This window comes from Nonomuraea sp. CA-143628, assembly GCF_050942315.1.
GTDB lineage: Bacteria > Actinomycetota > Actinomycetes > Streptosporangiales > Streptosporangiaceae > Nonomuraea.
The window spans coordinates 3,898,931-3,919,768 of record NZ_CP192072.1; the positions used below are offsets into that span (position 1 = coordinate 3,898,931).

Here is a 20,838-nt window from a genome sequence, read left to right on the forward strand (position 1 = left end):
GGACCAGAAGGGAATCGGGCGGAGGTAGGGACGTCGCATCCTCCGCAAGGATGACGGACCGACGTCTGCTCGGTCGTCTGTTCGGTGACGCAAGGATCGGCTCACTCCTTCGCCGGCAGGTCGCCGAGCCAGCGTTTCGCCGCGCGGGCCGTACGCAGGCGGATCACCGTCACCTCCGGGTAGCGGGTGACGAGATCGGCGGTCTGCGTCCTGCGGTGCCGGTGGTGCGTCCACGCCCACCGGATCGGGTGGTCGGGTTCGAGCCAGGCGCTCCACTCCTCCCGGTTGCCGTTCCACAGCTCGCGACGGGTGATCGCGCGGCCGAGTGAGCGGCGGACGACCCGCCACATCACGGTGCGGCGCGGCAGGTCCAGCCAGACGGCCGTGTCGGCGCGCTGCCACAGGAGGTCGCCCAAGGCGCGGTGATACTGGTCCTCGGTCACCCACCGCTCGCCCCGGCTGAACTCGTCCACGTCGGCTTCGAACTCCGGCCGCTTGGTCCAGCCGGGACCGTGATGCAGGGCGTCGAGCTCGTGATGGGGCAGGCCAAGGCGGGCGGCCAGCCTTTTGGCGAGCGTCGTCTTGCCCGATCCGGAGATGCCGTAGACGATGATCCTGTTCACTGTTCTAGTTTGTCGCCGGCATCGGTGCGGAGCTCAGGCGAAGCGTTCGATCGTGACAGGGATCAGGCCCTGGCCGCGGATCGCCTGCCGGTGGTGGTGGAGCAGCGCCCCGACGGCGGACTCCGGGCCGGTCCCCAGGCGTACGGTCACATCGAGGCACCAGGCGATCCCCGGCCCGATCCGCCGCAGCTCCCAGGTGAAGTCGTGACCCGCGGCGGTCGCCGTCGCGGAGCCGACGACGCGGCCCATCGGGTCGTCGACCGGCTCCAGCCTCAGGGCCGACCGCACGTTTCCCAGGCCGCGCTCGCCGAGTTCGCCGGCGAACAGGACGCGGTAGCGGCGCGCTCCGGTCGCGCCCAGGTCGAGCGGGGCGGCGGCCGGTAACGGCTGGCGTTCGCGGAACAAGGCGCGGATCTCCGCCTCTGGCGGCAACTCACCCCCGCCGCACGCCTGGTAGGCGTCGCCCGCGTCGAGACGGGTCACCGGGATGACCCGCGAACGCAGCAGGGCGTCGGTACGGAGGTCACGGCTCGTCGCGGATGAACCGCTCCAGGCGTCAGTCGCGGACGAACCGCCCCAGACGCCGGTGGCCGACGACCATTCGACACTGTCGATGCCGGCCGCCGTGTAGTCGTCGCAGAGCACGAACTCCTCGACCAGGATCCCCAGGGGCGGCGCCCCACGGCCTCTGTCGTCTGGCGTGGCGAAGATCAGGTAGTAGTCCAGCGCGGCGTCGTCCACGCCGCCGGTCCCCTGCGTACGATCCGACATCATGTGATCCTCCGAGCCAGGTGTTCCGGAACTCTGAAAGCTGTACGCGCCGGCCCAGGCGAGCCGCTACGACCCGGCACGAGCCGGAGGCCCAAGCGTCCAGCTCTGGCTCGTGCTGCCCCGATCGCAGCGTGAGTCGAAGACCTGGCCCTTGTCGTCGCTGTTCAGAGCCACCTCAGGTAAGGGCCGGGGAGGCTCCACACCTCCCCGGGCGCCATTGCGGCTGGGTCTGGCCCGAAGCTGGTTATTTGATCGAGTTGATGAATTCCTCGTAAGCGCTGTCGGAAATGATCAGGGGGTGGACGTGCGGATTCTTGCTGTCGCGTATGGCCACGCGGCCGCCCCGCAGACGGGCGATTTCGACGCAGGCGCCGTTGTTGCTGCTGCATCGGCTCGATCGCTGCCAGGCGGCCGTCAATAGATCATTTTCCATCATGTGTGCCCCTTATTTTGAATGGTTGTCCTGTTGCGCCATCGCAGGTATCCAGCGTTGTTGATCGTGGCGCGCGATCAAGTCGCGAGTGAGTTCGGGCGTCAGGGCGTGATCTGCCAGATTTTCAAAGGTTCGCTGATATTGATATATGTGGGTGTCATCCGTGCTGATCGTCCCGCTGACCACACCGTCGATGTAGACCAGGCGCTGCTCGATTTCTTCGCCGGGGGAGAGTTTGATAAGCGTAAAATTGCCTTCCATGATCTCTCGATCTGCGTCGAGCGGCAATATGCGCAGAGTCACGTTGGGAAGCTCGGATATCTCGATTAATCTGGCCAATTGCGCGTGCATCACCGCGGCGTCACCGATGCGTCGCAACAAGATTGATTCATCGATGATGACATTGAGCTGGAGCGGGTTAGCGGAGGTCACGCGATCCTGGCGACGCATGCGGAGGGCCACCCGTTCGTCGAGTTCGCGGGGCGTCAGAGTGTGCTCGACCTTTTTCCATGCGTTCAACAGGCTTCGCGCATAGCTCTCGACCTGGAATAACCCCGGAACTACTCGTAGCTCCCACTCTTCAATCAAGTCGGCGACGGCTTCGAAATCCAGATACTGACGGAAGTCGTTGGAAGGAGCCGAAGGGGGACGCCACCACGGATGTGCGGGAGAGTCGTCGAGCAGTTTCATCAGTCGTTGACGATCGGCGGCGGTGGCCTGGTACAGGTCCAGCAGAATATCGAGATCTTCGGTCGAAATTCCGATACGCGCGTTCTCGATCCGGCTCACCTTGGAGGTGGACCACCCCAGACGCGCCTTGAGATCTTCGCCGGTCAGAAAGGCGCTTTCGCGCATCCGGCGGAGCTCGGCGGCCAGCATCCGGCGTTGGATCGACGGCGATCTAGGCAAGTTCTTGCTCCGCGGAGTCGCGGAAGCCCAGCGTGTGCCCGGTCATCGTTGACCTTCTCCCAGGCGTAAGGAAAGCATCCCTGCATGCAACCTTGCATGCAGGGTTAGCGTAGCTCACCCTGGGCTTAGGAGGCAGGATGACTCGCGCGGAATCGCGATAGGCCGGGCGTCTCGCCTCCCATCCTCAGGGCGGAATGAGATCAGGCAGGGTCGAATGGCAGCAAATGGTGGCGAAACACCTGCCGTGAACGACTGCCCGGTCCCTCGCAGACCTCGTGGAAGGACGCTTTACAGCACGGTCGGCGGTGGAGCGGCGGTGACCGCTGTCTTCTTCGGCGGTGCCCTGCCGATCGCGCTGCTGGTCGTAGGCGTGGCGCTGATGGTGATTCTGGGAATAGTGGCATGCGCGCTACTCGGCAGGGGAGATGACCGGACCCCGTTCGAGCGGCTGATGTTTTTGCTCGGTCTGTTACTTGGTGATCCCTCGGGCATGCTGCTCGATATGCATAGAACCGGCCACATAACCAGAATTCGGGCGCCTCTTTCGGCGGTTGAAAGCCCGGCCAAAGACGAGGCATCCGGTTGATGGGGAAAAGGGCTCTGCTGTCAGAGCCAACCCATCCGCTGAGCCGTACGGATGGCTTCGAGCCGGTTCTGGGCGTTCAGCTTGGTCATCGCGCTGGACAGGTAGTTGCGTACAGTGCCCTCGGTCAGGTGCAGTTCGGCCGCGATCCGCGCGATCGTGGCCCCGTCGTCGGCCAGGCGCAGGGCGTCCCGTTCCCGTTCGGTGAGAGGGCTGTCGCCCGCGGCCATGGCCGCCGCCGCGAGTTCGGCGTCCAGGTAGCGGCCGCCCGACTGCACCTTGCGGATCGCCATGGCCAGTTCCTCGGCCGAGGCGTCCTTGCCGAGGAAGCCGCTCACCCCCGCCGCCATCGCCCTGCGCAGGTAGCCGGGCCGGCCCAGGCTGGTCAGGATGACGATCTTGCACATGGAGCTGATCTGCTCCGCCGCGCTCAGCCCGTCCATGCCGGGCATCTCGATGTCGAGTACGGCCACGTCGGGGCGGTGTTCGACGACGGCGGCCAGCACCTCGTCGCCCCGGCCGACCTGGGCGATCACCTCGATGCCCGCCTCCAGGTTGAGCAGGGCCGCCAGGGCGCCGCGGATCAGGTGCTCGTCGTCGGCCAGCAGTACGCGCGTCGTCATGCCGGAACCGCCGCCCTGAGCAGGTAGGCGCCGTCGTCCGTAGGCGCCGCCGACAGCGTGCCGCCCGCGGCGCTGAGCCGCTGCGACAGGCCGCCGAGCCCGTCCGGCGCGTGGTCGCTCACCGGCCCGTCGACCCCGTCGTTGGACATCTCCAGCACCCCGTCTTCGATCGTTATCGTGCAATGTCCGGCTTTGCTGTGCTTGAGGATGTTGGTGGCGCCTTCGCGGACCACGGTGGCCAGCAGCGTGCGGGTCTCGGCGGTCAGCGAGCCCGTGTCCGCCCGGACGACGCAGCGTACGTCCGCCGCCTCCAGCACCGCCCGCACGCTGGCCAGGACCTCGTCGAGGTCCACGGCCCGATAGCTCTGCACGGTGGACCGCACCTCGCGCAGCGTCTGCCTGGCCAGGTCGCGTACCTCGAACATCTCGCCCGCCGCCGCCGAGGGATCCTCGCGCAGGGTCAGGGAGGCGGCCCCGGCCCTGGCCGAGATGTCGGCGAGGCTCTGGCCGAGCAGGTCGTTCAGGTCGCGGGCGAAGCGCAGGCGTTCCTCCGACACCGCGAGCCTCGCTCTGGCCTCCTGGCCCTCGTGGGCGTCCCTGGCCACGCGCCACAGCCACAGGTTCACCCGGACGCCGCCGGTGATGAGAGCGGTGAGGATGCTCTGGACGAGGAGGACCTCGATCTGGAACCCGGCGGCGAGCGTGACGTACGCGTTGAGGACCACGACCGACCCAGCGGCCAGCACGATGATGGTGCGCCTGCGGACGAACGGGGCGAGCATTCCCAGCCACACCGGGATCGCCCAGACCAGTGCTAAGACTGCCAGGGGCAGCGTGACGATCCCGGCGACCACCAGGATCGCGGTCGGCCGCGGGCCGCCCCTGACGGCGATCCTGAACGGGCGGGTGGCCAGCCCGAGCAGGACAAGGAGCAGGACGGCCGCCGTTATCGCCAGGGCCGCGGGAACGCCCGCTCTCCACTGGACGTACAGCTGGTAGAGCGCGAGCAGGGCGAGCAGGTTGGCGACATCGGCGGTGCAGACGACCAGCCAGCGCACCTTGTCGAGCCGGCTCGCCCGCCGAAGCCGGCCGCTCACCGCCCTCATGCGGACACCGCCGCCCGCAGCAGGAACTCGCCCGAGGGTGTGGCGGCTGTCGTGAACGAGCCGCCCGCGGCCGACATGCGCTCGGCCAGGCCACGGAGACCGCTCCCGTCCGGGCCGGTGGCGGGGCCGCGCACGCCGTCGTTGCGCATCTCCAGCACGCCACCGTCGATGACGATCGCGCAGCGCGTGGCCGTACTGTGCTTGAGCACGTTGGTGCCCCCCTCGCGCACCGCCCAGGCGAGCAGCGTACGGGCGGCGGGGGACAGGTCGTCGGTCCTGGCCTCGATGACGCACCGCGCGCCCGCCGCCTCCAGCGCGGCGCGGACGCCGGCGAGTTCCTCGTCCAGGTCGAGCACCCGGTAGCCGTCCACGGCCGCCTGCACCTCGGCGAGCGATTCGGCGGCCAGGCGGCGTACGTCGGCCATCTCGGCCGCCGCCTTGCCCGCGTCGATGGTGGCCAGCTTGGCGGCCAATTCGCTCTTCAGCGTCAGGACGGACAGGCTGTGGCCGAGCAGGTCGTGCAGGTCGCGGGCGAAACGCAGCCGCTCGTTCGACACGGCCAGGGTGGCCTTGGCCTCCCGGCTGTCGTACGCCTCCCTGAGCGTCCACCACAGCCAGCGCCAGATCATCATGGTGGCGGGCAGTAGCACGGCGGACAGCGTGAGGGAGAGCAGGAGGGCCGGCCACGGCTGGTCGCTGACCGCCGACACATAGAAGGTGGTCAGCGCGACCAGCGCGGCGCCCACGCAGACCGTCGCCCACAGCGGGACGTAGAGGGCGAGGGCCGAGAGAAAGAAGCACCCGGCCATCTCCCACGACCCGGTGGCGCCGGAGGACGGCACGAGCGCCACCGTGCTCGCGGCGAACAGCCCGCACGCGACCAGCTTCGCGGTGGGACGCGGCCGGTCGTCGTAGGCGTCGCGCAGGATCAGGGGGAGGAACACCAGCGCGGCCAGCGCGCACACCTCGGCGGCCACCGCGCGCGGTACGGTGATCCGCCCCTCGCCGGCCGAGGTGAGGACCAGCATCGAGAGCATGAAGCCCATCACGGCGAACGTGGCGTCCATCCAGTAGAGGAGGATCTTCTTCGCCGTCTCCGGACGGGTCGCCATCTCACCCCTCTCTCGCCGACAAAAGCCACGCTGCTCACAAAATCCTATGGCCGTCGCGGGAGCGGCGGGATGCGGCGGGGGCATTCTCCGGGTGTCGTCCATTGTGTGGTGGTACGTAAGCGGATAATGAGGCTTATGAAGTTGCGGATCTTCACTGAGCCCCAGCAGGGTGCCACCTACGACGACCTGCTCACCGTCGCCCAGGCCACGGAACGGCTGGGTTTCGACGCGTTCTTCCGGTCTGACCATTACATGCGCATCGGGGAAGGGGAGCCGGGGCCCGGGTCGACCGACGCCTGGCTCACGCTGGCCGCGCTGGCCAGGGAGACCTCCACGATCAGGCTCGGCACGCTGGTGAGCCCGGCCACGTTCCGGCTGCCGGGGCCGCTGGCCATCAGCGTCGCGCAGGTGGACCAGATGAGCGGCGGCCGGGTCGAGCTGGGCTTCGGCACCGGCTGGTTCGAGGAGGAACACCGCTCGTACGGCATCCCGTTCCCCCCGGTGGGGGAGCGGTTCGGCCGGTTCGAGGAGCAGCTGGAGATCATCCTGGGGCTGTGGACGGCGGAGAAGACCTACTCCTTCGACGGCAGGTACTACCGGCTCGTCGACTCCCCGGCGCTGCCCAAGCCGGTCCAGCGCCCGCACCCGCCGGTCATCATCGGCGGGGTCGGCGCCAAGCGCACGCCCCGGCTGGTCGCCGCCTTCGCCGACGAGTACAACGTACCGTTCAGGACGCTGTCCGACACGAGCGAGGCTTATGACCGGGTGCGGGCGGCGAGCGCGGAGACCGGCCGTACCGTGCTCCTGTCGGCGGCGCAGACCGTCTGTGTCGGCCGCGACCAGGCCGAGATCGAACGGCGCGCGGCCGCCATCGGGGAGGACCTGGCCGGGTTGCGCGCGGGCGGACTCGCGGGGACTCCGGCCGAGGTGGTCGACAAGATCGGTCAGTTGGGCGAGCTCGGTGCCGAGCGGGTCTACCTCCAGGTCATGGACCTGTCCGACCTGGAGCACCTGGAGCTGATCGCGGCCGAGGTACTGCCACACGTCTGACATAACCGTTAGCGCCCCTTTGATGGACTGCGGCACACTTGGCCCGTGCTGCTGACCATTACGACCACCGCCACACCCGCCACCGACCTGGGCTTTCTCCTGCACAAGCATCCTGATCGGGTGCAGGAGTTCGATCGGTCGTTCGGCACGGCCACGGTCTTCTATCCGGAGTCGGGCGAGGGGCGCTGCACGGCGGCGCTGCTGCTGGAGGTCGACCCGATCGCGCTGGTCCGGTCACGCGGCAAGAACTCGCCCGACTTCAGCCTGTCCCAGTACGTCAACGACCGGCCCTACGCCGCCTCCTCGCTGCTGGCCGTGGCCCTGGGCGATGTCTTCCGCACGGCGCGGGCCGGGCGCTGCAAGGCCAGGCCGGACCTGCCGGGCCGGCCGATGCCGCTGGAGATCCGGCTGCCCGCGCTGCCCTGCCGCGGCGGGCCCGAGCTGGCGGTCCGGCTGTTCGAGCCGCTCGGCTGGACCGTCGAGGCGAAGGCCGTACCCCTGGACGAGGGTTTTCCCGAGTGGGGCGACTCGCGCTACGTCCGGCTGACGCTCAGCGGGACCGTCCGGCTGGCCGACGCGCTCAACCACCTGTACGTGCTGCTGCCCGTGCTCGACGACGGCAAGCACTACTGGATCGCGCCCGACGAGGTCGACAAACTGGTCAGGGCCGGTGAGGGCTGGCTGTACGGGCACCCGGAGCGCGGCCTGATCATGCGCCGCTACCTGGGCCGCCGCTGGGCGCTGGCCCGGACGGCGCTGGCCAGGCTGGCCGAGCTGGGCGACGAGACCGAGGAGCAGCTGGAGCCCGCGGTCGACGAGGACGCGGCGGCGGGGGAGACCGCGGCCGACGAGGCGGCGGCCGCCGAGGCCGCGGCCCAGGGCGACGCGCCGGAGGTCAAGCCGAAGGCGCTGAACGTCCGGCGGCGTGAGGCCGTACTGGAGACTCTGGAGGAGCTCGGCGCGACCAGTGTGCTCGACCTCGGCTGCGGCCAGGGCGAGCTGGTCGGCGCGCTGCTGGCCAGGCCCAGGTTCGCCAGGGTCACCGGGATGGACGTCTCGGCCATGGCGCTCACCATCGCCGCGCGCAAGCTCAAGCTGGACCGGATGCCCGACGGCAAGCGGGCCAGGCTGACGCTGTTCCAGGGCGCGCTCACCTACACCGACAAGCGGCTGGCCGGCTATGACGCCGCCGTGCTCATGGAGGTGGTCGAGCACGTCGACCCGCCGCGCCTGGCGGCGCTCGAACGCGTCGTGTTCGGCCACGCCCGGCCCCAGCACGTGCTGGTCACCACCCCGAACATCGAGTACAACCCCCGCTACGAGTTCCTGATCGGACTGCGCCACCGCGACCACCGTTTCGAGTGGACCCGCGCCGAGTTCGCCGCCTGGGCCGAGCGGGTGGCCGAGCAGTACGGATACCAGGTCACCTACAAGCCTGTCGGCGACGACGACCCCGAGGTCGGGCCGCCCACCCAGATGGGAGTGTTCACCCGATGAGCCCGATCAGCGTTCCCGAGCTGTCCCTCGTGGTGCTCGTCGGTGTGTCGGGCAGCGGGAAGTCGACGTTCGCCGCCAAGCACTTCAAGCCGACGCAGGTCATCTCGTCCGACTTCTGCCGCGGCCTGGTCGCCGACGACGAGAACGACCAGTCGGCCACTCCCGCCGCCTTCGACCTGCTGCACCACATCGTCGGCGTACGCCTGGCCAGGGGGCTGTTCACCGTGGTCGACGCCACGAACGTCCAGTACCCGGCCCGTCGCAGCCTCATCGAGCTGGCCAAGAAGCACGACGTGCTGGCCGAGGCGATCGTGCTGGACACCCCCGAGGAGGTGGCGATCGAGCGCAACGCCGGCCGCCCCGACCGCGACTTCGGGCCCGGCGTGGTGATCCGCCAGCGCAAGGACCTGCGCCGCTCGCTGGGCAAGATCTCCCGCGACGGCTTCAGGAAGGTGCACGTGCTGCGCGGCCTCGAGGCCATCGAGAACGCGGAGCTGTCGTACGAGAAGGCGTGGACCGACAAGACCGAGCTGACCGGCCCGTTCGACGTCATCGGCGACATCCACGGCTGCCGCGCGGAGCTGGAGACGCTGCTGGAAAGCCTGGGCTGGCAGATCGAGCGCGCCGAGGGCAGGGCGGTGACCGCCCAGCACCCGGCCGGTCGTACGGCGGTGTTCGTCGGCGACCTGGTCGACCGCGGCCCCGACACGCCGGGTGTGCTCCGCCTGGTCATGGGCATGGTCGCGGCCGGCACCGCGATCTGCGTCGCGGGCAACCACGAGGCGAAGCTGGTGCGCGCGCTGAACGGCCGCAAGGTCAAGGTCGCGCACGGCCTCCAGGAGTCGCTCGACCAGCTCGCCGCCGAGCCGCCGGAGTTCGTCGAGCGGGCCCGTACCTTCATGGAGGGCCTGATCAGCCACTACCGGCTCGACGGCGGCCGGCTCGTCGTCGCGCACGCCGGGCTCAAGGAGGCCTACCACGGCCGCGCGTCCGGCCGCGTCCGCTCCTTCGCCCTCTATGGCGACACGACGGGCGAGACCGACGAGTACGGCCTGCCGGTCCGCTACCCCTGGGCCGAGGAGTACCGGGGCCGGGCCATGGTCGTCTACGGCCACACGCCCACGATCAGGCCCGAGTGGGTCAACAACACCATCTGCCTGGACACCGGCTGCGTCTTCGGCGGCACGATGACCGCCCTGCGCTACCCGGAACGCGAGCTGGTCTCCGTCCCCGCCGAGAAGGTCTGGTACGAGTCGGTCAAGCCGCTCGGCAACGAGTTCGCCCGCGACCCGGGCATGCTCGACATCGGCGACGTCCAGGGCACCAGGCACATCGAGACCCGGTTCGGCACCCGCGTGAAGGTGATGGAGGAGAACGCGGCCGCCGCGCTGGAGATCATGAGCAGGTTCGCCGTGGACCCGCGCTGGCTGGTCTACCTCCCGCCGACCATGGCCCCGCCCGAGACCTCCGCGCTCGACGGCTACCTGGAGCACCCGCACGAGGCGTTCGAGGAGTTCGCCGCCGCCGGGGTGAGCGAGGTCGTGTGCGAGGAGAAGCACATGGGCTCGCGGGCCGTCGCCGTGCTCGCCAGGACTCCCGAGGTGGCCGCGGCCCGGTTCGGCGTGACCGACGGCTCCGCGGGCGCCGTCTACACGCGTACCGGGCGCCCGTTCTTCGACGACATGGCACCGCTGGTGGACCGGCTGCGCGAGGCGTGCGAGCCGCTCTGGGCCGAGCTCGGCTCCGACTGGGTGGCGCTCGACTGCGAGCTGCTGCCCTGGTCGGCCAAGGCGGGCGAGCTGATCAGGAGCCAGTACGCCTCCGTCGGCGCGGCGGCGCGCGCGGCTCTGCCCGAGGCCGTGTCGGCTCTGGAGGCGGCCGCCGGGCGCGGGCTGGATGTGGGCGGGCTGCTCGCCCGCACTCGACGCCGCACCGACAACGCTGCCCTGTTCCGCGACGCCTATGCGCGTTACTGCTGGCCGGTCGACGGTCTGGAGGGGGTACGGGTGGCGCCGTTCCAGATCCTGGCCTGCGAAGGCCGGGCCACGGCACTGGAGCCGCACGCCTGGCACCTGGAGAAACTCGCCCTGCTGGACTCGCCGCTGATCACCCGCACCAGGCACCTGTTCGTCTCCCTCGACTCGCCTCAGGCGCGGGCCGAGGCGGTCGAGTGGTGGTCGTCGCTCACGGCGGCCGGCGGCGAGGGCATGGTGGTCAAACCCGCTCAGTACGTGGCGGGCCGGGTCCAGCCGGGGGTCAAGGTACGCGGCCGCGAATACCTGCGGATCATCTACGGCCCCGACTACACCGAGTCGCTCGACGTGCTGCGCAGGCGGTTCCTCGGCAAGAAGCGGTCCATGGCGCTGCGCGAGTACGCGCTCGGCCTGGAGGCCCTGTCGCGCCTGGCCGAAGGCGACGCGGGCTGGCGGGTCCACGAGCCGGTTTTCGGGGTACTCGCCCTGGAATCCGAGCCGGTGGACCCTCGGCTCTAGTTTTTGAGTAATCATGGCCGTACGTGGAGTGACTCCGGGTAAATCCCCATTTCGGGGAGGAGGCCCGCATGGCTACCCAGTCCGGCCACCAGGAGAACCTCGGCCACGTCGTCTTCATCACGGCGGCGGCGGCCATCGGCGGGTTCCTGTTCGGCTACGACAGCGCCGTGATCAACGGCGCTGTCGTCGGCATCCAGAAGTACTTCCACGTCGGCCCGGTGGAGATCGGGATCGTGGTGGCCATCGCGCTGCTCGGCTCCGCCATCGGCGCCTGGATCGCGGGCCGGCTGGCCGACTGGTGGGGACGTACCAGGACCATGCAGGTGGCGGCCATCCTCTTCTCCGCCAGTTCGATCGGGCAGATGCTGCCCTTCGCCCTGTGGGACCTGGCCTTCTGGCGGATCCTGGCGGGCATCGCGATCGGGATGGCCTCGGTGCTCGGCCCGACCTACATCGCCGAGGTGTCGCCGCCCGCCTACCGGGGCAGGCTCGGCTCCTTCCAGCAGCTCGCGATCGTGCTGGGCATCGCGTTCTCGCAGCTGGTCAACTACGCCTTCGTCCGGCTGGCGAGGGGTGAGGTCAACAACCCGCTGTGGGGCCTGCAGGCCTGGCAGTGGATGCTGGGCGCGTGCGTCGTGCCCGCCCTGCTCTACCTGCTGTTCGCCTCGACCATCCCTGAGTCGCCCCGGTACCTGATCGCGGTCGGCCGGATCAGGCAGGCCCGCACGGTGCTGTCCGAGGTCGAGGGCGAGCACGTAGATCTGGACGCCCGGGTGGCGGAGATCCACCAGGTCCTCAAGACCGAGGAAAGGCCCACGATCAAGGAGCTGCGCGGACCCGCGTTCGGGCTGCTGCCGATCGTCTGGATCGGCATCGCCCTGTCGGTCTTCCAGCAGTTCGTCGGCATCAACGTGATCTTCTACTACTCGTCGGTGCTCTGGCAGTCGGTGGGCATCACCCAGGCCAACTCGCTGCTGATCAGCTTCTCCAGCTCGGTCATCAACATCATCGGCACGTTCATCGCGATCTCGCTGGTCGACAAGATCGGGCGCAAGCCGCTGCTGCTCATCGGCTCGGCGGGCATGGCCATCGCGCTGGCCACGGCCGCGTGGGCGTTCTCCTACGCCCGCGGACTCAGCCTGCCCTCCCCGCAGGGCCCGATCGCGCTGGTCGCGGCCAACGTGTTCGTGCTGTTCTTCGCGCTGTCGTGGGGTGTCGTGGTGTGGGTGCTCCTGGGGGAGATGTTCCCCAACCGCATCCGGGCCGCCGCCCTGGGCGTGGCCGCCGCGGCGCAGTGGATCGCGAACTGGGCGATCACGGTGACGTTCCCGGCCCTGGGGAAGTGGAACCTGCCGCTGACGTACGCCATGTACTCCTTCTTCGCCGTGCTGTCGTTCCTGTTCGTCGCCAAGTTCGTCAGGGAGACCAAGGGGCGCAAACTCGAGGAGATGGGTTAGCCTCCGGTGCGTGATTGACGACGTGCTCGGTCCCTCGGTCGAGGTGTTGTTCTGCGGGATCAATCCCGGGCTGATGTCGGAGGCCACCGGTCATCACTTCGCCCGCCCCGGCAACCGGTTCTGGCCCGCGCTGCATCTGTCCGGGTTCACGCCCCGGCTGCTCGCCCCGGCCGAGCAGCACCTCCTGCCGTCGTACGGGCTGGGCATCACGAACGTGGTCGCCCGGCCGAGTGCCAAGGCGTCGGAGCTGACCCGTGAGGAGCTGATCGAGGGCGGGGCGCGGCTGGCCGGGCTGGTGGCTTCGGTGCGACCCCGGGCGCTGGCCGTGCTGGGGATCTCGGCGTACCGGACGGCTTTCGCCCGGCCGAAGGCGCGGATCGGACTCCAGTCCGAGCCGGTGGGCGGCGTGCCGGTGTGGGCGCTGCCGAACCCGAGCGGCCTCAACGCCCACTGGAACCTGGCCGGCATCGCCGCCGAATTGCGGCTGTTGCGTGAGCACATCGGGTGGCCTCCGCGCAACTCTTGACGATCTCAGAGCTCGCTCCCTACTATCGGGTAACTCTTTAATGATCAACGCAATCCCCGTTTACGGTTCAACCACTTCCGAGTGGGCTTCGCCGTAGCCTCGTAGGGAAATCCCGCATGACAGATGACTATGACGTCGTCATAGTCGGCGCAAGCATTTCCGGGTGCGCCGGCGCAATACTGTTCGCGAATCTGGGAGCTCGCGTCGCGCTCTTGGAAAAGCATTCCGGCGTGGACGCGTACAAGGTGTTGTGCACCCATACGCTGCAACCGAGTTGCCTGCCGGTCATCAAGACGCTGGGCCTGCTGCCGCTGCTCGAACAGGCCGGGGCACACCGGCACGTCACCCACCTGTGGACCCCCTGGGGCTGGATCGAGCCGCGGCCCGCGCCCGGCGCGGAGCCGCTTCCGCACGGACTCAACATCCGGCGCCAGACCCTGGACCCCTTGCTCAGACGGCTCGCCGCCGAGACGCCGGGAGTCGACCTCCGGCTCGGCCAGAACGTCAACGGGCTCCTGGAGGAGGACGGCCGTTTCGCCGGAGTCCGCGTCACCGCGGGCGGCGTGGAGAACCGGCTGACGGCGCGGCTGGTCGTGGGCGCGGACGGGCGCAACTCGACCGTGGGCGCCCTCAGTGGGCTGCCCGTCAGGCTGAGCGCCAACAACCGGCTGGGCTTCTTCGCCCAGTACCGTGGCCTGCCGGAAGACGCGCCGAGCCGGGTGTGGTTCCTCGACCCGGACACCGCCTTCGCCTTCCCCAACGACGACGGCGTCACCGTGATCGCCTGCTCGCCCAACAAGGAACAGCACAGCTCCGCCTTCCGCGCTGACCTCGAAGGCAGCTTCGAACGGTTCGTCCGCGCCCTTCCTGACGCGCCGCGCATCGACGAGGCCGAACGCGTCTCCAAGATCGTCGGGACGCTCGACCTGCCCAACCTCTACCGCAAGCCGTACGGACCGGGACTCGCCCTGGTCGGCGACGCGGCCCTGGCCACCGACCCGCTGTGGGGAGTGGGGTGCGGCTGGGCGTTCCAGTCCGCGCAGTGGCTGGTCGACGCGGTCGGGGGCGCCGTGGCCGGCCAGGGCGACGTGCTGCCGGGTCTGGCGGAATACGGCAAAGCGCACCGCGCGGCGCTGGACAGCCATCACAAGCTGATGGAGGACTATTCGGCCGTACGGCCGTTCAACGCCTTCGAGCGGCTGCTGCTTTCCGCGGCGGCCCGCGACGCCGGAGCGGCCAGGCATTATTACGACTTCGCCTCCCGGCTCATCGACGTCAAACAGTTCGCGTCACCGGGCTCGCTGCTGCGCGCGGCCCGGGTCAACGCATTCCACCGCCTCCGCAATTCGATTTGAGGATGCCAGTGACTTCTCGTATCGCCGTAGTAGGAATGGCATGCCGTTTTCCCGACGCGGCCACCGCCGGTGAGCTGTGGGACAACGCGCTGGCGGGCCGCAGATCGTTTCGGCGGCTGCCCGCGGAACGCATCCGGCTGTCCGACTACTGGTCCGCGGACCGTACGGCGCCCGACCACTTCTACACGACCGAGGCGGCGCTGTTACGCGACTGGGAGTTCGACCGCCTGCGCTTCAAGGTGGCCGGAACGACCTTCCGCAACACCGACATGGTGCACTGGCTCGCCCTGGAGGTGGCCGCCGAGGCGCTCGCCGACGCCGGGTTCCCCGACGGCAAGGGCGCGCCGCACGAGACCACCGGCGTGGTCATCGGCAACTCCCTCACCGGCGAGGGCCAGCGCGCGGCCGGGATCAGGCTGCGCTGGCCGTACGTACGCCGCATCGTCGCCAACGCCCTGGAGGGCAAGCTGGACACTGAGCAGCTCACCGAGCTGCTCGGCCGGATGGAGCACGACTACAAGGCGCCCTTCCCGGTTCCCGACGGCGACTACCTGGCCGGCGGCCTGTCCAACACCATCGCCGGACGCATCTGCAACCACTTCGACCTCAACGGCGGCGGCTACGCCGTCGACGGAGCCTGCGCCTCGTCGCTGCTGGCGCTCACCACCTCCTGCAACGCGCTGGTCTCCGGCGACCTCGACGTCGCGGTGGCCGGCGGGGTGGACATCAGCATCGACCCGAACGAGCTGATCGGCTTCTCCAGGGCCGGCGCGCTCGCCGTCGACGAGATGCGCGTGTACGACCAGCGGTCCGCCGGTTTCTGGCCCGGTGAGGGCTCCGGCATGGTCGTGCTGATGCGCGAGGAGGACGCCGTCGCCAGGGGGCACCGCATCCACGCCCTCATCGCCGGCTGGGGCGTCTCCTCCGATGGCGCGGGCGGGATCACCCGGCCGGAGTCCGACGGCCAGCGGCTCTGCCTCGACCGCGCCTACGAGCGCGCCGGGTTCGGCATCGAGGAGGTGCCGTACTTCGAAGGACACGGCACCGGCACCGCCGTCGGCGACGCCGCGGAGCTGGAGACGATCTCCGAGGCGCGAAGGGCGGCCGCGCCGGCCGCGCGGCCCGCCGTCATCGGCTCGATCAAGGCGAACATCGGGCACACGAAGGCGGCCGCCGGGATGGCCGGCCTGATCAAGGCGGTCATGGCGGTCAACAGCGCGGTGCTCCCGCCGACCACCGGCTGCGAACGGCCCCACAAGATCCTCTCCGGCGACTCCCCGGCCCTGCGCACCCTCCGCAAGGCCGAAGCATGGCCGCAGGACGCGCCGCTCCGCGCGGGCGTCAGCGCCATGGGCTTCGGCGGCATCAACACGCACGTGGTGATCGAGTCCGCGCGCCGGCGCCGCCCCCGCCTGGACGGGCGGACCCGGACGCTCATGAACTCCCCTCAGGACGTCGAGCTGTTCTGCCTGGACGCCGACTCGCCGGCCGAGCTGCGGCAGGAGGCGGAGCGCCTCGCCGAGGTCGCGGTCGGCCTGTCCCGGTCCGAACTGCCCGACCTCGCCGCGTACCTGGCCAGGAAGATCGGCCGCCGGACCCGCCGCGCCGCGGTGGTCGCCGGTACGCCCGCCGTGCTCGCCGAACGGCTGCGGCAGGTCGCCGAGCTGGCCGGGCAGGGCACGGAACGCCACCTCGACAGCGCGGCCGGGATCTTCCTCGGCACGCTCGGCGAGCTGCCGCGCATCGTGCTGATGTTCCCCGGCCAGGGCTCCGGCACCCGCGCCGACGGGGGCGCGCTGCGCCGCCGCTTCGACTCGGTCGACGAACTGTACGAGACGGCGGCCCTGCCCACCGGCGGCGACCAGGTCGAGACCGCCGTCGCCCAGCCGCGCATCGTGACCGCCTCGGTGGCCGGCCTGCGGGTGCTGTCCGAGCTGGGCGTCGAAGCCGGGACCGCCGTCGGGCACAGCCTCGGCGAACTCGTCGCGCTCCACTGGGCCGGCTCGTTCGACGAGGCCGCGGCGCTGCGGATCGCCGCCGCCCGGGGACGGGCGATGAGCGAGCTGTCGGAGAGCGGCGGCGCGATGGCCAGCGTCACCGCCGACCACGACACCGTGGCCGCGCTGCTCGGCGACGATCCCGTGGTCGTCGCCGGCCTGAACTCCCCGCGCCAGACCGTGGTGTCGGGCCCCGCCGAGGCGGTGACCCGGGTCGTCGAGCGGGCCACCCGCCAGGGCCTGTCCGCGGTCAGGCTCCCCGTCTCGCACGCCTTCCACTCGCGGCTGGTCGCCCCGGCCGCCGACGTCTTCGCGGGCCGGCTGGCCGAAGAGCGGCCGGAGCCCGTCGGCCGGCACGTCATCTCGACCGTGACCGGAGCGCCGGTCGTGGGCGAGCCCCTCGAACTGCTGCGCGAGCAGATCACCGCGCCGGTCCGCTTCATCGAGGCGCTCACCGTGGCGGCCAAGGACGCGGACCTGCTCATCGAGGTGGGACCCGGCCTCGTATTGACCCAGCTGGCCCGCGACATCGTCGACGTTCCCGCCGTCGCCACGCGTACGGACGACGACTCTCTGGCCGGCATCCTGCAGACGCTGGGCGCGGCGTTCGCCGTCGGCGCCGGGGTGAAGGTCGGCGAGCTGTTCGAGGATCGCTTCACCCGCGCCTTCGACCCGGCCGCCACCCCGACCTTCATCACCAACCTGTGCGAGGTCGTCCCGGAGATCGACTCCGCCCTGCTGGTCACCGCCGCCGCGCCCTCCTCCGCGGCGTCTTCGGACTCGGATGAGCCCGCCGGAGGTGATCCGCTCCTCCTGTTGCGCCGGCTGGTCGCCGAGCACGCCGAGTTCCCGCTGGAGTCGGTGCAGGCGGACAGCAAGTTCCTGGACGACCTGCACCTCAGCTCGATCGTGGTGGGCGAACTCGTCGGCGAGGCCATGCGCCGGCTCGGGCTGTCCGAGCCCGCCGCGCCCACCGGGTACGCCACCGCGACCCTGGGCCAGGTCGCCGAGACACTGGAACAGCTGGTCGCGACGGGCGAGGCCCCCGCCGAGGACGCCGAGACGGCGGCGGCCCGCATCGTGCCGCCCGGCATCGCGCCCTGGATGCACAGCTTCGCCGTCGGGAGACGCGAGAGCACCCCGTCAGGCCGTACGGCGCCGCGCGCCCAGGGCACCTGGCAGGTCATCGGTGAGCATCCCGCCGCCGACGCCGTCCGGACCGCGCTCGAAGCGGCGGCCACCGGCACCGGCGTCCTGGTCATCCTCCCCTCGGGCCCGCGTGCCGAACGGCTGGCGGTGCTGCGCGCCGCCGCCGAGGCGGTGTTCGCGGGAAAGGAGGTGACCCGCTGCGCGATCGTCCAGGAGGAGCCCGGTGGGGCCGGCTTCGCCAAGAGCCTGCACCTGGAGGCGCCCTGGGTCGCCACCACCGTCGTGACCCTCCCGCTCGACGCGGCCGAGGCGCCCGCGTGGATCAGCGCGGAGGTCACCGCGACCGACCGCTTCAAGGAGGTCTTCTACGACGCCGACGGCGCCGGTACGGAGCCCGTCCTGACGCCGGTGGAGCTCCACGGCACCGAGCTCCCGCTCGGCCCCGACGACGTGCTGCTCGTCACCGGCGGCGGCAAGGGCATCACGGCCGAATGCGCGCTGAGCCTGGCCAAGGAGACGGGCACCCGGCTGGCCCTGCTCGGCCGATCCGATCCGGAAGAAGACAGCGAACTGGCCGCCAACCTGGAGCGGATGGCGGCCACCGGAGTGACCGCCCGCTACGTGCGCGCCGACGTCACCGACGGGGCGCAGGTGGCCGAAGCGGTCGCCGCCATCGAACGACACCTCGGCAAGGTCACCGGCGTCCTGCACGGAGCCGGTGGCAACGTGCCCAAGCTGCTCGGGGAGCTCACCGACGCCGACTACGCGGCCACGATCGACCCCAAGGTCGCGGGGCTCGAAGCGGTGCTGGCCGCCGTCGGCACCGGCGCGCTGAAGCTGCTGGTCACGTTCGGCAGCATCACCGGGCGGGCCGGGCTGCGGGGTGAGGCCCACTACGCCGTAGCCAACGAGTGGCAGAGCGACCTCGTCGAACGGCTCGCGGGCGACCTGCCGCACTGCCGGTGCCGGGCTGTGGAGTGGTCGCTGTGGTCGGGCGTCGGGATGGGGGAGCGGCTCGGCTCGGTGGAGAACCTCGCCCGCGTGGGCGTCACCACCATCACGCCCGACCAGGGGGTGGCCATGCTGCGGGAACTGATCGCCGACCCCGGCGCGCCCGTCGTCACCGTGGTCACCGGCCGGTTCGGCGAAATGCCGACGGTGACCTTCAGCGCCGGCCCTGACGGGAGTGACGATCTGCCGCTGCTGCGCTTCCTGGAGCAGCCGCGCGTCTACTACCCCGGCATCGAGCTCGTCGCCGACTCCGAGGTCGGCTGGGCCAGCGATCCCTACCTCGCCGAGCACGTCTTCGGCGGTGGGGAAGGGGCGGTCGTGCCGGGCACGGTGGGCATGGAGATCATGGCTCAGGCCGCGGCCGGCCTGCTCGGCACGGACACCGTGCCGGTCCTGGAGGACGTCGAATTCCTCCGGGCCATCGTCGTGACCGAGGACGCTCCGGTGACGGTGCGGGTGGCGGCGCTGCGTACCGGGCCGGGCCGGGTCGTCACGGCGGTTCGTACGAGTACCACCAAATTCCAGATCGACCACTTCCGGGCGGTCTGCGACTACTCCGGCGCCGAGGCGGAAGCGCTCGGGCACACCGGCGTCAAGCCTGAGACCCTCGGGCTTGCCCGGCCCGACGACGTGGCGCTGCCGCCGCTGGCCTTCGACCCCGCGACGGACCTCTACGGGCCGATGCTCTTCCACGGCCCGCGCTTCAAGCTGGTCGAGAGCATCCACCGCACCGGCGCCCAGCACGTCACGGGTCGGCTCCTCGCGGGCACCGGCTCCTCCTGGTTCGGGCGGTATCTCCCCGACCGGCTGCTGCTCGGCGACCCGGCCGCTCGGGACGCGTACATGCAGCCGATGCAGACCTGCGGGCCGACCGTACTGGCCATCCCCGCGGGAGTGGAGCGCATCGTGCCGGGCCCGTCGACCGGCGCGCGGCCGACCGACGTCTATATCCGGCACCGCTTCGACGACAAGTGCTGGGACATCGAGGTCACCGACCGTGACGGCGACGTCATCGAGACCTGGCAGGGCTTCCGGACGCAGCTGGTCAGCAAGTACGAGGTGCCCCGCGAGTGGGTCCCCATGTTGCTGGGTTCGTACCTGGAACACGTGCTCATCGAGCAGAACCTGGCCGGCCGCGTCCTGTTCGACACCGACGGCGATGGACTGGAACGGCGGCAGGCCAGCCGGCTGGCCATCCAGCGGCTGTTCGGTGCCGAGGCGGAGGTCGTCTGGCGCCCGGACGGCAAGCCGGAGGTGGTGAACGGCGACGCTGTGTCTATCGCGCACTCGGCGGGCGTCACCATGGCGACGACCACCCCGGGCTGCGACCTGGAGACCGTCACGCCCCGGAGCAGGCAGACCTGGTCGACGCTGCTCGGCGCCGACCGGCTCACGCTGGCCGAGGCCGTCGCGGACGAGACCGGGGAGGACTTCGACACCGCCGCCACGCGGATCTGGACGGCCGCCGAGTGCCTGGTGAAGGCGGGCCGGCCGGTCGACGCCGCGCTGACGTTCGACTCGGCGCGGGAAGGCGGCTGGGTGGGGCTGGTCGCCGGCGATGACCGGATCCTGACGATGTCCACCAGGCTGCGTGGTGTGGCGGCCCCCGTCGTCCTCGCGATCCTGGCCGCGACCGACCCGAACGCCGGCAAGGCGGGCGAGCTCCGATGACCGGCGACGCGTACGAGTACCGGCACGTCGTGGGCATCGAGGACACCGACCTACTCGGCAACGTCAACTACGTCAACTACATCCGCTGGCAGGGCCGCGCCCGGGAGATGTTCCTGCGGGACTTCGTCCCCGACGTGGTGGCCGGTTTCGCCGACGGAGTGCGCCTGCTGACCGTGAGCTGCCACTGCGACTACCTGCGGGAACTGGCGGTCTTCGACGAGGTGGTCATCAGAATGCGCCAGGGAGAGCTGGGCCAGACCCAGTCGGTGATGACCTACGAGTACTGGCGTCAGCTCCCGGACGGCGGAGAGGAACTGGTCGCCACCGGGGAGCAGCGGATCGCCTGCGTACGTCCCGACGAGAACGGCCACCTGGTCCCGGCCCGGATCCCGGAGCAGATGCGGCGCCTGCTCGAACAGGTACGCAGCCCCCGCCGCTGATCTACCTGGCTCCGCGCCGTTGATCTACCTCCC

The 20,838-nt window shown here is 70.3% G+C and carries 16 protein-coding genes; 9 read left to right on the top strand and 7 right to left on the bottom strand.

Annotation, left to right across the window (positions count from 1 at the left end; genetic code table 11):
• Positions 1–101 precede the first annotated feature (101 nt).
• The 4 genes from ACQP2T_RS18100 to ACQP2T_RS18115 all read right to left on the bottom strand — a co-directional run bounded on the left by ACQP2T_RS18100 (position 102) and on the right by ACQP2T_RS18115 (position 2,706).
• Positions 102–623, bottom strand: a complete 522-nt coding sequence (locus ACQP2T_RS18100) for a hypothetical protein (protein ID WP_433517286.1) — start codon at positions 621–623, stop codon at positions 102–104.
• Between the two features lie 33 nt (positions 624–656).
• Entirely contained in the window at positions 657–1,397 is a 741-nt protein-coding gene (locus ACQP2T_RS18105) for a hypothetical protein (protein ID WP_433517287.1), read from the bottom strand.
• A 241-nt stretch (positions 1,398–1,638) separates the two neighbouring features.
• Positions 1,639–1,830, bottom strand: a complete 192-nt coding sequence (locus ACQP2T_RS18110; protein ID WP_433517288.1) for a DUF397 domain-containing protein — start codon at positions 1,828–1,830, stop codon at positions 1,639–1,641.
• A 9-nt stretch (positions 1,831–1,839) separates the two neighbouring features.
• Positions 1,840–2,706 carry a helix-turn-helix domain-containing protein gene (locus ACQP2T_RS18115; protein WP_433517289.1) on the bottom strand — a complete coding sequence of 289 codons (867 nt, stop codon included), beginning with the start codon at positions 2,704–2,706 and terminating at the stop codon, positions 1,840–1,842.
• A 346-nt stretch (positions 2,707–3,052) separates the two neighbouring features.
• On the opposite strand from ACQP2T_RS18115, the gene ACQP2T_RS18120 reads away from it, so the two are divergent.
• Positions 3,053–3,322, top strand: coding sequence for a hypothetical protein (locus ACQP2T_RS18120; RefSeq protein ID WP_433517290.1), 270 nt, complete (start codon positions 3,053–3,055; stop codon positions 3,320–3,322).
• Positions 3,323–3,342: 20 nt separating this feature from the next.
• Here the strand turns inward: ACQP2T_RS18120 and ACQP2T_RS18125 are convergent, their stop codons facing one another.
• Genes ACQP2T_RS18125 through ACQP2T_RS18135 form a run of 3 tightly spaced genes read right to left on the bottom strand, consistent with a single transcriptional unit; the run spans position 3,343 to position 6,160 of the window.
• On the bottom strand, positions 3,343–3,942 hold the full coding sequence (locus tag ACQP2T_RS18125; protein ID WP_433517291.1) for a response regulator: 600 nt from the start codon (positions 3,940–3,942) through the stop codon (positions 3,343–3,345).
• A complete protein-coding gene (locus tag ACQP2T_RS18130; RefSeq protein ID WP_433517292.1) occupies positions 3,939–5,048 on the bottom strand; it encodes a sensor histidine kinase in 1,110 nt (369 codons plus the stop codon). The genes ACQP2T_RS18125 and ACQP2T_RS18130 overlap by 4 nt, the downstream gene beginning before the upstream one ends.
• Complete coding sequence (locus ACQP2T_RS18135; protein WP_433517293.1) at positions 5,045–6,160, bottom strand: sensor histidine kinase; 1,116 nt, start codon at positions 6,158–6,160, stop codon at positions 5,045–5,047. Before ACQP2T_RS18135 ends, ACQP2T_RS18130 begins: the two co-directional genes overlap by 4 nt.
• 135 nt (positions 6,161–6,295) lie before the next feature.
• Between ACQP2T_RS18135 and ACQP2T_RS18140 the strand changes: the two genes are divergently transcribed.
• From ACQP2T_RS18140 to ACQP2T_RS18175, 8 genes are all read left to right on the top strand, one after another.
• Entirely contained in the window at positions 6,296–7,210 is a 915-nt protein-coding gene (locus ACQP2T_RS18140) for an LLM class F420-dependent oxidoreductase (protein WP_433517294.1), read from the top strand.
• 45 nt (positions 7,211–7,255) lie between these two features.
• The gene (locus ACQP2T_RS18145; protein ID WP_433517295.1) at positions 7,256–8,707 is read left to right on the top strand and encodes a 3' terminal RNA ribose 2'-O-methyltransferase Hen1; all 1,452 of its coding nucleotides are present in this window, start codon (positions 7,256–7,258) and stop codon (positions 8,705–8,707) included.
• Positions 8,704–11,199: a polynucleotide kinase-phosphatase gene (locus ACQP2T_RS18150; protein ID WP_433517296.1), complete on the top strand. Its 2,496-nt coding sequence runs from the start codon at positions 8,704–8,706 to the stop codon at positions 11,197–11,199. The genes ACQP2T_RS18145 and ACQP2T_RS18150 overlap by 4 nt, the downstream gene beginning before the upstream one ends.
• 68 nt (positions 11,200–11,267) lie before the next feature.
• Positions 11,268–12,656 (top strand): sugar porter family MFS transporter, encoded by a 1,389-nt coding sequence (locus ACQP2T_RS18155; RefSeq protein ID WP_433517297.1) that lies wholly within the window; start codon positions 11,268–11,270, stop codon positions 12,654–12,656.
• Between the two features lie 10 nt (positions 12,657–12,666).
• Positions 12,667–13,182 (top strand): G/U mismatch-specific DNA glycosylase, encoded by a 516-nt coding sequence (mug, locus tag ACQP2T_RS18160; protein WP_433517298.1) that lies wholly within the window; start codon positions 12,667–12,669, stop codon positions 13,180–13,182.
• Positions 13,183–13,298: 116 nt separating this feature from the next.
• A complete protein-coding gene (locus ACQP2T_RS18165; RefSeq protein WP_433517299.1) occupies positions 13,299–14,537 on the top strand; it encodes an NAD(P)/FAD-dependent oxidoreductase in 1,239 nt (412 codons plus the stop codon).
• 8 nt (positions 14,538–14,545) lie between these two features.
• A complete protein-coding gene (locus ACQP2T_RS18170; protein WP_433517300.1) occupies positions 14,546–20,365 on the top strand; it encodes an SDR family NAD(P)-dependent oxidoreductase in 5,820 nt (1,939 codons plus the stop codon).
• On the top strand, positions 20,362–20,805 hold the full coding sequence (locus ACQP2T_RS18175) for an acyl-CoA thioesterase (RefSeq protein ID WP_357940874.1): 444 nt from the start codon (positions 20,362–20,364) through the stop codon (positions 20,803–20,805). The genes ACQP2T_RS18170 and ACQP2T_RS18175 overlap by 4 nt, the downstream gene beginning before the upstream one ends.
• The last annotated feature ends 33 nt before the right edge of the window (positions 20,806–20,838 follow it).

Bases quoted from the DNA above. Each gene is read 5' to 3' on its own strand.
- ACQP2T_RS18165 (WP_433517299.1), top strand. From the start codon at position 13,299: ATGACAGATGACTATGACGTCGTCATAGTCGGCGCAAGCATTTCCGGG.
- ACQP2T_RS18115 (WP_433517289.1), bottom strand. From the start codon at position 2,706: ATGCTGGCCGCCGAGCTCCGCCGGATGCGCGAAAGCGCCTTTCTGACC.
- ACQP2T_RS18110 (WP_433517288.1), bottom strand. From the start codon at position 1,830: ATGATGGAAAATGATCTATTGACGGCCGCCTGGCAGCGATCGAGCCGA.
- ACQP2T_RS18130 (WP_433517292.1), bottom strand. From the start codon at position 5,048: ATGAGGGCGGTGAGCGGCCGGCTTCGGCGGGCGAGCCGGCTCGACAAG.
- ACQP2T_RS18125 (WP_433517291.1), bottom strand. From the start codon at position 3,942: ATGACGACGCGCGTACTGCTGGCCGACGACGAGCACCTGATCCGCGGC.
- ACQP2T_RS18175 (WP_357940874.1), top strand. From the start codon at position 20,362: ATGACCGGCGACGCGTACGAGTACCGGCACGTCGTGGGCATCGAGGAC.
- ACQP2T_RS18155 (WP_433517297.1), top strand. From the start codon at position 11,268: ATGGCTACCCAGTCCGGCCACCAGGAGAACCTCGGCCACGTCGTCTTC.
- ACQP2T_RS18105 (WP_433517287.1), bottom strand. From the start codon at position 1,397: ATGATGTCGGATCGTACGCAGGGGACCGGCGGCGTGGACGACGCCGCG.
- ACQP2T_RS18135 (WP_433517293.1), bottom strand. From the start codon at position 6,160: ATGGCGACCCGTCCGGAGACGGCGAAGAAGATCCTCCTCTACTGGATG.
- ACQP2T_RS18150 (WP_433517296.1), top strand. From the start codon at position 8,704: ATGAGCCCGATCAGCGTTCCCGAGCTGTCCCTCGTGGTGCTCGTCGGT.
- ACQP2T_RS18140 (WP_433517294.1), top strand. From the start codon at position 6,296: ATGAAGTTGCGGATCTTCACTGAGCCCCAGCAGGGTGCCACCTACGAC.